Raw genomic sequence first — 10,894 nt, forward strand, 5'->3', positions numbered from 1 at the left:
TTCATCACGAATGTGCAAAAATATCGTCTTCCGGCCAGCCCATCAGATCAAGTTCCGAGCGCGTCGGCAGGAATTTGAAGCAGGCTTCGGCCTGTTTTGCGCGGCCATCGCGTTCCAGCCGCTGTTCCAGAACAGCCTTCAGGCGATGCAGATAGAGCACGTCTGAAGCTGCATATTCGAGCTGCGCCTGCGAGAGAATATCCGCTGCCCAGTCCGATGATTGCTGCTGTTTGGAAATCGATACGTCGAGAAGCTCGTTGCAAAGCTCTTTCAGACCGTGGCGGTCCGTATAGGTGCGGGTCAGCTTCGATGCGATCTTGGTGCAGAACACAGGCTGCGGCATGGTGCCGAAAGCGTGCGCCAGCACCGCCAGATCGAACCGGCCGAAATGAAAGATCTTGGTGATCGAGCGATCTTTCAGAAGCTTGACCAGATTGGGGGCCTTCTTCTGACCGGCTTCAATCTGGATCACGTCCGCCGTGCCGTCGCCGGGTGAAATCTGCACCACGCAGAGCCGGTCGCGATGCGGGTTCAGGCCCAGCGTCTCGGTATCGATGGCGACCGCATCGACCTGATAATGATCGAGGTTCGGCAGATCGTTTTTATGAAAACGGATGGTCATTCAGTTGTCCTTGTTTCGCGGCAGTTGCCGCCGTAATGCGGGCCTGTTTAGCGGCGACAGCCGCCATAATGCGAGCCCTACTTGGCGGCGATAGCCGCCATAATGCGAGCCCAGGAGCGCTGGCCCTTATGGAAGGAATTCAGCTCATATTTTTCATTGGGCGAATGGATGCGATCATCTTCGAGGCCAAAGCCCACGAGCAGCGATTCCATACCGAGGAACTTGTCGAAGTCGCCGACAATCGGGATAGAGCCGCCCATGGCGATCAGCACGGCTGGCTTCGGCCATTCGTCGGAAAGTGCATCTTTGGCCTTGGAAACAAGCGGGGAATCGTAGGGTAGCTGGATGGCTGGTGAGCCACCATGCGGATGGAATTCGACCGAGCAATCGGCTGGCAGACGTTCCTTGACAAAAGCGCGGAAGGCTTCGCGGATTTTGACCGGATCCTGCTTGTGGACGAGACGGAACGAAACCTTTGCCGAAGCTTCCGCCGCGATCACGGTCTTGAAGCCTTCGCCGGTATAACCGCCGGTGATCCCGTTGACTTCCGCAGTTGGGCGCGCCCATGTCAGTTCCAGAACGCTGCGGCCTTTTTCGCCGGATGGAATGGAAAGACCGATCGGGCCAAGGAAGTTCTCAGCCGTGCGGCCAAGGCTCTCCCATGATTTCAGAATCTGCGTTGGCGTTTCTTCCACACCTTCATAAAAGCCTGGCACAGTGATGCGCCCGGTTTCGTCGTGAAGGTCGGCCAGAATCTTGGCCAGGATGTGGATCGGGTTTGCTGCAGCGCCACCGAAGAAGCCGGAATGCAGATCGCGGTCGGCAGCCTTGATGACGATTTCCTCGCCGACGAGGCCGCGCAGGCCGACGCTGATGGCAGGCGTTTCCGTGTCCCACATGGACGTGTCGCAGACGAGCGCCACATCGGCTTTCAGTTCCGCCTTGTTTGCATCGAGGAACGGCTTCAGCGACGGCGAACCGGATTCTTCCTCGCCTTCGAACAGCAGCGTCACCTTGACGGGCAGATTGCCGTTGATCGCCTTATAGGCGCGGCAGGCTTCCACAAAGGTCATGAGCTGGCCCTTGTCGTCGGACGTGCCGCGACCGGTCAGGATCTTGCGACCGTTACCCACATCCTTGATCGCAGGATCGAAAGGATCGTTTTCCCACAGGTTGAGCGGGTCAACCGGCTGCACATCATAGTGACCGTAGAAGAGCACATGCGGCGCATCGGGCGTGGCGCCGTCATGATGCGCAACCACCATCGGATGGCCCGGCGTGTCGCGCACGCTGGCATCAAAGCCAATCGATTTGAGATCGGCGACAAGCCATTCCGCAGCTTTGCGGCAATCGGCCTTGTAGGCTGGGTCAGTCGAAATCGACTTGATCCGCAGCAGTTCGAACAGACGATCCAGGCTTTGGTCGAGATTGGCGTCGAGATGGGTGAGGACTTTGTCGAGCGATGGCGCAGACGATTGCTGGGACATGAAAACTTCCTGACGAGTCGTAACGTAAACTGGCGGCACACTACAACCAGCGTTTCCTGCTGGAAACCCAATTTGCAAGCAGTTTCGGCAAATTGAAGTCATTTGTCAGGGTGAAAGACTTTCGCGGCGGCTGACGTTCAGGAGGAAGATCAGCAATGCAAAAATTGCCGGCTCGCGCCAGACAATCGGCGCGAAAGCTGTCCAGAAGGTTTCCGCAAATGCCAGCAAGGCTGCACCGCCCGCTGAAGCAAGTGGAGAGAAATAGCCGCCCACCGCGCCGATCATCAGTATTTTGAGGCCAAGTAGCAATCCATCGCCGGAACTCATCGTGCCGTAATAAGCCGTCATCAGAATGCCCGACAGGGCGGCGACCAGCACGGCGCCCATATAGGCGGCGAGAAAGACACGTCCCGCATTAACCCCGCACAGTTGCGCAGCCAGCACATCATCGCGAACCGCCCGCCAGTTACGGCCGAAGCGGGTGCGCTGCAAGGCAAAGCTGCCGGTCAGCACGATGGAAGCCATCACAAGCGTATTGATGATTTGCATCGTGGTCAGTACGACCGCCTTGTCGCCCTCGCCCCAGAAGGTGATCTTGTCCGGCAACAAGGGCGGCAGCCAGAGGCTCCTCGATCCGGCGGCGAGACGAACGCTTTCCATCAGCACCACGGCCACACCCAATGCCGCTACCATTGCCATATTGGGCGATGCCCGGCTGAGTGGCCGCATGACGAAGCCCACAATTACTGCTCCAGCCGCAAGTGTGTAAAAAAGTGCCCCGACAACGCCGACGCCAATCGCGGCGGGTAAAACCAGCCAGAGCCTGCTCCAGCCAAACGCCGTGAAAATGAGAAGAAGCTGACCGGAAAAGGCTACCAGCGCGCCATAGCTGATATCCGCTCGTTTGATGACTGCGAAGCTCAGCGCATAACCGAAAGCCAGCATGGCATAGGTTGCAGCCAGCGGCACTGCATTGGCGAATTGCTGCAAGAGGTAGGCCATGCATATGCCCTCCATCCTCGTTCAGATTATAACTGTCAAAATAAGTTTTACCAGTTATAATACAGCATGAATTTTTCCTGGACCTCTCATCGCTTTTCCGGCGGTGCACTGGCACTGGATATTGCCAACAGTGTCATCCTGCGCCACGACGCGACGCGCAGCGTGGATCGTTTTGCCGAGCCGGATAATCTGAAAAGCTTTGCCTCCGCAGCGGAAAGGTTTTGCGCGGAGAAAGGCCTGCCTTTGCCGCTTGCTTCGGTCGAGCCTGAAAATCTGCGCCGGTTTCTTTCGCTGCGTGAAGCCATTGATGGTTATTTTCGGGCCTTTGTTCGTGGCAAGGACGATGACCGGCTGCTGGCCGATCTTCTCGAATGCGTAGCCGATGTCCTGCGCCACACCACATCGCCCATGGCGCTGGAGACGGCTGCCGCGCATTCGGCGCTCAGGCTTATGGCAACATGCCAGTCAGGAGCCGATGCGGATCGCCTGAAAATCTGCGCCAATTGCGGCTGGCTTTTCCTCGATCAGAGCCGCAATCGCAGCCGGGTCTGGTGCGACATGACAGTCTGTGGAAACCGGGCCAAGGCCAGCCGCCACTATTATCGCAATCGGGAGGTGAAGATGTGAAACCGCTCGTCGCAATCGCGCTCACTCTTCCGCTGCTGGCGGCATGCCAGCGTGAAAAGACGACCGGACCTTACGAAATCTCGGGACGGCTGGTGGTTTTCAACTATCGCATCGCCCGCGCAACCTTTCTGGTCACGCTGCGCAAGATCGGCCCGGTGGAAGACGGAGCGACGGTTACTGCGGCCTTTGACAATCCCACGCAGGGCGCGCCGGTCATGGTCGACCGGAAAGTCTTTCCCAATCAGGATCAGCTTTCGCTGGAGACCGAGCCTTTGCACTGCATCGTCAAGGACAAGCCCTATGATGTTTCCATTCGCGTGACCGCAAGGAATGGAGACCTGTTGCAGACTCTCGCAACCACTGTCGTTTCCAGCCAGGACCAAACCGTGTTGCCAGCGGAACCGCTCGTTATAGGTCCGCTCTACGATCCGAACCCGAAAGTTTTCAAGCCGGATGGCAGCAGGGATTTCTCGCCTGAGAAAAGCTGCCCGGAAACGTAGTTGCAAACATAAGGGAAAAAGGCGGCCCGAAAATGAATTGGCCGTTACGGTGAGGGGGTTACCGTAACGGCCATATCACTACACTCAAAGCGGCAGCCCGGAGAGGGGAATGAGGCTGCCGCTAACATCCGGTATCCAACGGGGGACGGGTCAGAAAACCGGCGACCGACGAACTGTCGATGACCAGAATTTGGCCTTTCAACTGTGGCTATTCAAGGGCACGGAAGATTACAAATCTGTAACAAACGTGTTATCGCGGCGTGATCGTTTTTCTTTCGTGGACGGATGTTTCTCCTGACATAGGAGCGGTTTCCTTTATGGCTGCTTTCCTCTAATTCTATCTTATGAAAAAAGGCGATCATCTCTTTCTCGTTGACGGCTCGGGCTATATTTTCCGCGCCTATCATGCCCTGCCACCGCTGACCCGCAAGACGGATGGTCTGCCGGTTGGTGCCGTCTCGGGCTTCTGCAACATGCTGTGGAAGCTCCTGAAGGATGCGCGCAATACTGATGTCGGCGTGGTGCCGACCCATTTCGCTGTTATTTTCGACTATTCGTCGAAGACGTTCCGCAACGAAATCTATCCCGAATACAAGGCCAATCGCACCGCGCCGCCGGAAGATCTCATTCCGCAGTTCGGCCTCATCCGTCAGGCAACGCGTGCGTTCAATCTGCCCTGCATCGAGAAGGAAGGTTTCGAGGCGGACGATCTGATCGCGACCTATGCCCGTGTCGCCGAACAGGCTGGCGGTGATGTTACCATTGTTTCGTCCGATAAGGATCTCATGCAGCTCGTGACGCCAAGCGTGTCGATGTATGACAGCATGAAGGACAAGCAAATTTCGATCCCGGAAGTGATCGAGAAATGGGGCGTTCCGCCGGAAAAAATGATCGACCTGCAATCGCTGACCGGCGACAGCACCGACAATGTTCCGGGCATTCCCGGCATCGGGCCGAAGACGGCGGCGCAATTGCTGGAGGAATTCGGCGACCTCGATACGCTTCTGGCCCGTGCTTCAGAGATCAAGCAGAACAAGCGTCGTGAGAACATTCTGGCCTTTGCCGACCAGACCAAGATTTCGCGCGAACTGGTTACGCTCAAGACCGATGTGCCGCTGGATGTCGATCTGGACGCTCTGGTTCTCGAGCCGCAAAATGGCCCGAAGCTGATCGGCTTCCTCAAGGCCATGGAGTTTACTTCGCTCACCCGCCGGGTGGCCGAGGCAACCGATACTGACGCTTCCGCCGTCGAATCTTGCCATGTGGAGACCGACTGGGGCGCGGATGCGCACGGTCCAGATGTCGATGTTCCCGCCAAAACTGACGATGCGGCGACGCAACCAGTCTCGACCTCCACTGTCACTGCCTCGGACCAGGGCTACACGCCGAGGGCGCTTGCAGAAAAGCGGGCGGCCGAAGCAACCGCGCAGACAATTGATACGAGCGCGTATACCTGCATTCGCGACATAGCCACACTGAAACTGTGGCTCGCAGAGGCGGTTGAAATCGGGGTTCTGGCCTTCGATACGGAAACGACGTCGCTCGATCCGATGCAGGCGGAGCTTGTTGGCTTTTCGCTGGCGCTGGCGCCGGGCAGAGCTGCCTATATCCCGCTCCAGCACAAATCCGGTGCGGGTGATCTTCTCGGCGGCGGCATGGTCGAGGGACAAATTCCGCTGGGTGAAGCGCTGGCCGCTTTGAAGGTCGTGCTTGAGGACGCTTCCGTTCTCAAGATCGCGCAGAACATGAAATATGACTGGCTGGTCATGCGCCGCCATGGGATCAATGCGGTGTCGTTCGACGATACGATGCTGATTTCCTATGTGCTGGACGCGGGCACGGGCAGCCATGGCATGGACCCGTTGTCCGAGCGCTGGCTCGGCCATACGCCAATTCCCTACAAGGATGTGGCGGGGAGCGGCAAAAGCGCCGTCAGCTTCGACATGGTCGATCTCGACCGCGCCACGGCTTATGCAGCAGAAGATGCTGACGTGACGTTGCGCCTTTGGCAGGTGCTGAAGCCGCGGCTTGCCGCCGAAGGGCTGATGTCGGTCTATGAACGTCTTGAACGTCCGCTGGTGGATGTTCTGGCACGCATGGAAGAACGCGGCATTGCCGTTGACCGGCAGGTATTGTCGCGCCTTTCCGGCGATCTGGCGCAGGCTGCTGCTGCCTATGAAGACGAGATTTACGAGCTGGCGGGCGAGAGGTTCAATATCGGCTCACCCAAGCAGCTCGGCGACATTCTCTTTGGCAAGATGAGCCTTTCGGGCGCGTCGAAAACCAAGACCGGCCAGTGGTCCACGTCTGCACAGGTGCTGGAAGATCTTGCTGCCGAAGGCCATCCGCTGCCGCGCAAGATCGTTGACTGGCGCCAGCTTACCAAGCTCAAATCCACCTATACGGATGCTTTGCCGGGGTTCATCAACCCGGAGACCAAGCGCGTTCATACGTCCTATGCGATGGCGTCCACCTCGACCGGACGTCTCTCCTCATCCGATCCAAACCTGCAAAATATTCCGGTTCGCACCGCAGAAGGCCGCAAGATCAGGACGGCCTTCATTGCCGAACCCGGCAACAAGCTGGTTTCTGCCGACTACAGCCAGATCGAGCTGCGCGTGCTGGCCCACGTGGCCGATATCGCGCAATTGAAACAGGCCTTTGCCGACGGCATAGACATTCACGCCATGACGGCATCCGAAATGTTCGGCGTGCCGGTTGAAGGCATGCCGTCAGAAGTGCGCCGGCGCGCCAAGGCAATCAATTTCGGCATCATCTACGGCATTTCCGCCTTCGGTCTGGCAAACCAGTTGTCGATTCCGCGCGAAGAGGCAGGGCAATATATTCGGACCTATTTCGAGCGCTTCCCCGGCATCAAGGACTACATGGAGGCGACCAAGGCTTTCGCGCGCGAGCATGGTTATGTCGAAACGATTTTCGGCCGCCGTGCGCATTATCCCGATATCAAGGCATCCAACCCGCAGGTCCGCGCTTTCAACGAGCGCGCTGCCATCAATGCGCCGATACAGGGTTCTGCGGCCGACATTATCCGCCGTGCCATGATCCGCATGGAAGATGCACTGGCTGGGCAAAATCTTGCCGCGCGCATGTTGTTGCAAGTGCACGACGAACTGATCTTCGAAGTGCCTGATAATGAGGTCGAAAAGACTATTCCGGTCGTTCGTCACATTATGGAAAATGCGGCAATGCCTGCCGTATCGCTTGCTGTGCCACTGCATGTCGATGCGCGCGCAGCGCATAACTGGGATGAGGCACATTAGAGCGCATTCCGAAAAGTGTGAAACGGTTTTCGGGCCAAATGCGCGTCAAAAAGGACCAGAGCGGCAGTACGATTCAATCGGATCGAATTGCGCTCTGAGGTTTGGCCGGTTGACCTGAGCGGTCCAACCCTATAGGGAAGCATCAATTCTGTTGCTTCGGTGGTCGTCAGGGGAGTCGTGGACAAGTGGGTTCACGGCCAATGGGTATACGGCTTGAGAAGCTTTTTTCGTGAAAGTGGTTCATGTCTTTGCCCGAAACCATCGCTCCGGCTCTGTCCGGAGCATTAGCCGCTCGCGGTTATAATACACTCACCGCCGTTCAAAATGCCGTTCTGGCACCCGAAACGCTCGATGCTGATCTTCTCGTTTCCGCACAGACCGGATCAGGCAAGACGGTCGCTTTCGGCCTCGCGATGGCCAACACCATCCTCGAAGACGAACTGCGTTTCAGTGATGCCGGTGCGCCGCTTGCGATGATTATCGCGCCGACGCGCGAACTGGCGCTTCAGGTTCGTCGTGAACTGGAATGGCTCTATGCCGATACCGGTGCGCGCATTGCATCCTGCGTTGGCGGTATGGATATCCGCACTGAGCGTCGTGCGCTGGAACGTGGCGCCCACATCGTTGTCGGTACGCCGGGACGTCTGCGCGACCATATCACCCGCGATGCTCTCGACATGTCGGAACTGCGTGCCGTTGTTCTCGATGAAGCTGACGAAATGCTCGACATGGGCTTCCGCGAGGACCTCGAATTCATCCTCGGCGAAGCGCCGGAAGACCGCCGCACGCTGATGTTCTCGGCAACCGTGCCGAAGCCGATTGCCCAGCTTGCCAAGCGCTTCCAGAACGACGCGCTTCGTCTCACCGTTCAGAGCGAAACCAGCCAGCACGCCGACATCGACTATGTCGCCATGCCAGTGCCGCCGCATGAGCGCGACCACGCGATCATCAATACGCTGCTCTATTACGATTCCCAGAACTCGATCATTTTCTGCTCGACCCGCGAAGCGGTGAAGCACATGGCAAGCCGGCTTTCCAATCGCGGTTTCGCTGTGGTTGCACTGTCTGGCGAATTGAGCCAGGCGGAACGCAATAACGCGCTTCAGGCAATGCGCGATGGGCGCGCCCGCGTCTGCGTGGCGACCGACGTTGCCGCACGTGGTATCGATCTGCCCAATCTCGATCTCGTTATTCACGCCGATCTTCCGAACAATCCCGAAACGATGCTGCACCGTTCGGGTCGTACGGGTCGTGCAGGTCGCAAAGGCACCTGTGTGCTGGTCGTACCGTTCTCGCGTCGCCGCACTGCAGAGCGCCTTCTGCACATGGCAAAGCTCGATGCGCAGACGGTTCCGGCACCAAGCATTGCTGCTGTTCAGGCAAAGACCAATGAGCGCATTTTGAATGCGGAAGTCTTCAATCAGCCGGTTGAAGAAGAATATCAGGATCTCCTGAAGGCGCTGACCGAGCGTTATACGCCGGAACAGATTGCAAGCGCTTTCCTCAATCGCGAAGTGGCTTCCTACCCGGCAGCGGAAGAAGTCTCGGATGCTCCGGTGCATCCGGTTGGTGGCAAGAAGCCCCGGGATCGTTTTGAAAAAGGTGAGCGCTCTGATCGCGGCGACCGCTTCGAACGCGGCGACCGCTTCGAACGCGGCGAGCGTCGTGAGCGTGGCGAGCCGGGCGAACGTTTTGACCGTAATGCACATTTCGACGGCGTGTGGTTCTCGGTTTCTGCCGGTCGCAAGCATCGCGCCGATCCGAAGTGGCTGCTGCCGCTCATCTGCAAGGCGGGCGATGTTTCCAAGCGCGACGTCGGTTCGATCAAGATTTTCGACAATGAAACCCGCTTTGAAATCACTGCGTCCAAAGCTGATGAGTTCCGCCGTTCGGTCGAAGAACGCGGCACTGGTGAAAAGGGTCTTGTTATCCGCACTGCCGTTGCAGGTGCAGGCGGTGACGCTGCCCCGCGCGAAGGCAAGGGTGGCTTCAAACCACGTGGTGACAAGTTCAAGGAAAGTGGCTTCCGCGACGGCTACAAGAGCGATGGCTATAAAGGCGACCGCTCGAAGGGCGACAAGTGGGACAAGCCGCGTGATTCATCCCGCGGAGACGACTTCAAGAAGGACGGCTTCAAGAAGGGCGGTAAAAAGCCCGAAGGCGGCGGTTACAGCAAGAAGCGTCGTGGCGAGTAATAATCAGAAACGAAAAAGCAACGGTGTTAGGCGTCAAGCACCGTTGCGTTTGCGTCTCGCATTCTAGCATTTAGGATGATGATCATTTTACGCATGACGGCGACAAGTGCGACCTTTCCGGGCTTTCCTTGCTGCTTGAGACGCGTGAAGAATGCCTTCATGTCGGGATCGAAACGAATGGCAGGCAGCGCTGCGACGTAAAGCGCGTCGCGCAGATGTCTTCTACCACCTGCAATCATGCGCTTGCCGCGCATCAGACCACTATCGCGATTAAGCGGCGCAACGCCAACCAGCTTGGCAATTTGTCCTTTGTCAGTATGCCCCAGTTCCGGCAGGTCGGCCAGGATGAAGCATGCCGTTCGTAGGCCGATCCCCTTGAGCGACATCAAAACCTCGGCCTTCCGGCCCAACTCTGCATCCGCTTTCAGGCAAGCCGTCATTTCATCCACGATAGCCTGACGCTGATCGAGCAGGAAACGCAGGCTTTCCTCGATCCAGACTTTCGTTCGCCCGGTCAACTTCTCCCGGCGATTTTTCTCCTGCACGATCATGTGCGACAATTGTCTGTAACGACTGACAAAATCCGCCAGAGCCCGCTCCTGAGAAGAGCGTTGTGGCAGAATTCTTGTTTCCATGCGCCTTGCATAATCGGCAAGAATGAAGGCGTCGATCCTGTCGGTCTTGGAGAGTTGGCCACAGGCACGTGCAAACTGCCTGATCTGCTTCGCATTGACCTTGGCGACAGGCAATCGCGCGGCCTGCAAGGCGGCAACGACAAGGCGCTCGTAACCGCCGGTCGGTTCGAGAACCAGACGTTCAATATCGTCCACAGTTGCGAGAAAGGCGAGAAAACTGGCAATGCCTGCTGCCGTATTTTGATAGGTTACTGTCTGGCCATCCGGCAGAACGCAGGCATCCAAAGACGATTTTGATATGTCGATGCCGACAAAACGGCTAGTATAAGACATGAGGCTGGTCTCCCTTATACACGAGCGCGAAGCTCCCTCAACGGTGCGACAGGACCTCAAAAGCTGCAAAGGGTTCTGCTTTTTTACGAACGAAAGTTCACGCCCCGATGGGCTCAACCGCTTTGCAGCAGCCATTGCGGTGTTGCATTCACCACAATGACATAGAGGCCGGAACGAAGTTTAACGTTCCGGCCTCAAATGTATAAGCCCCG

General features: G+C 57.5%; 8 protein-coding genes. 4 read left to right on the top strand and 4 right to left on the bottom strand.

All coding sequences use genetic code 11. The features are described 5' to 3' along the window. Nucleotides 1-4 precede the first annotated feature (4 nt). The 3 genes from F9K91_RS06865 to F9K91_RS06875 all read right to left on the bottom strand — a co-directional run bounded on the left by F9K91_RS06865 (nt 5) and on the right by F9K91_RS06875 (nt 3,111). Nucleotides 5-622, bottom strand: coding sequence for a ribonuclease D (locus F9K91_RS06865; protein ID WP_061344808.1), 618 nt, complete (start codon nt 620-622; stop codon nt 5-7). Between the two features lie 77 nt (nt 623-699). Beyond that, nucleotides 700-2,109 carry a dipeptidase gene (locus tag F9K91_RS06870; RefSeq protein WP_151556557.1) on the bottom strand — a complete coding sequence of 470 codons (1,410 nt, stop codon included), beginning with the start codon at nt 2,107-2,109 and terminating at the stop codon, nt 700-702. A 105-nt stretch (nt 2,110-2,214) separates the two neighbouring features. Beyond that, nucleotides 2,215-3,111, bottom strand: coding sequence for a branched-chain amino acid ABC transporter permease (locus F9K91_RS06875; protein ID WP_151677500.1), 897 nt, complete (start codon nt 3,109-3,111; stop codon nt 2,215-2,217). Nucleotides 3,112-3,177: 66 nt separating this feature from the next. On the opposite strand from F9K91_RS06875, the gene F9K91_RS06880 reads away from it, so the two are divergent. The 4 genes from F9K91_RS06880 (at nt 3,178) to F9K91_RS06900 (ending at nt 9,714) form a co-directional block, all read left to right on the top strand. Then, nucleotides 3,178-3,738, top strand: a complete 561-nt coding sequence (locus tag F9K91_RS06880) for a CGNR zinc finger domain-containing protein (RefSeq protein ID WP_151677501.1) — start codon at nt 3,178-3,180, stop codon at nt 3,736-3,738. Further along, on the top strand, nt 3,735-4,238 hold the full coding sequence (locus F9K91_RS06885; RefSeq protein ID WP_151677502.1) for a hypothetical protein: 504 nt from the start codon (nt 3,735-3,737) through the stop codon (nt 4,236-4,238). Before F9K91_RS06880 ends, F9K91_RS06885 begins: the two co-directional genes overlap by 4 nt. 344 nt (nt 4,239-4,582) lie before the next feature. Continuing rightward, nucleotides 4,583-7,519, top strand: coding sequence for a DNA polymerase I (gene polA, locus F9K91_RS06895; RefSeq protein WP_151677503.1), 2,937 nt, complete (start codon nt 4,583-4,585; stop codon nt 7,517-7,519). A 242-nt stretch (nt 7,520-7,761) separates the two neighbouring features. After that, the gene (locus F9K91_RS06900) at nt 7,762-9,714 is read left to right on the top strand and encodes a DEAD/DEAH box helicase (RefSeq protein WP_151677504.1); all 1,953 of its coding nucleotides are present in this window, start codon (nt 7,762-7,764) and stop codon (nt 9,712-9,714) included. 26 nt (nt 9,715-9,740) lie between these two features. Here F9K91_RS06900 and F9K91_RS06905 read toward each other — a convergent pair whose 3' ends face one another. Further along, nucleotides 9,741-10,682: an IS110 family RNA-guided transposase gene (locus F9K91_RS06905; RefSeq protein WP_024897869.1), complete on the bottom strand. Its 942-nt coding sequence runs from the start codon at nt 10,680-10,682 to the stop codon at nt 9,741-9,743. Nucleotides 10,683-10,894: the final 212 nt, after the last annotated feature.

Source organism: Brucella tritici (assembly GCF_008932295.1).
Classification (GTDB): Bacteria; Pseudomonadota; Alphaproteobacteria; order Rhizobiales; family Rhizobiaceae; genus Brucella; species Brucella tritici.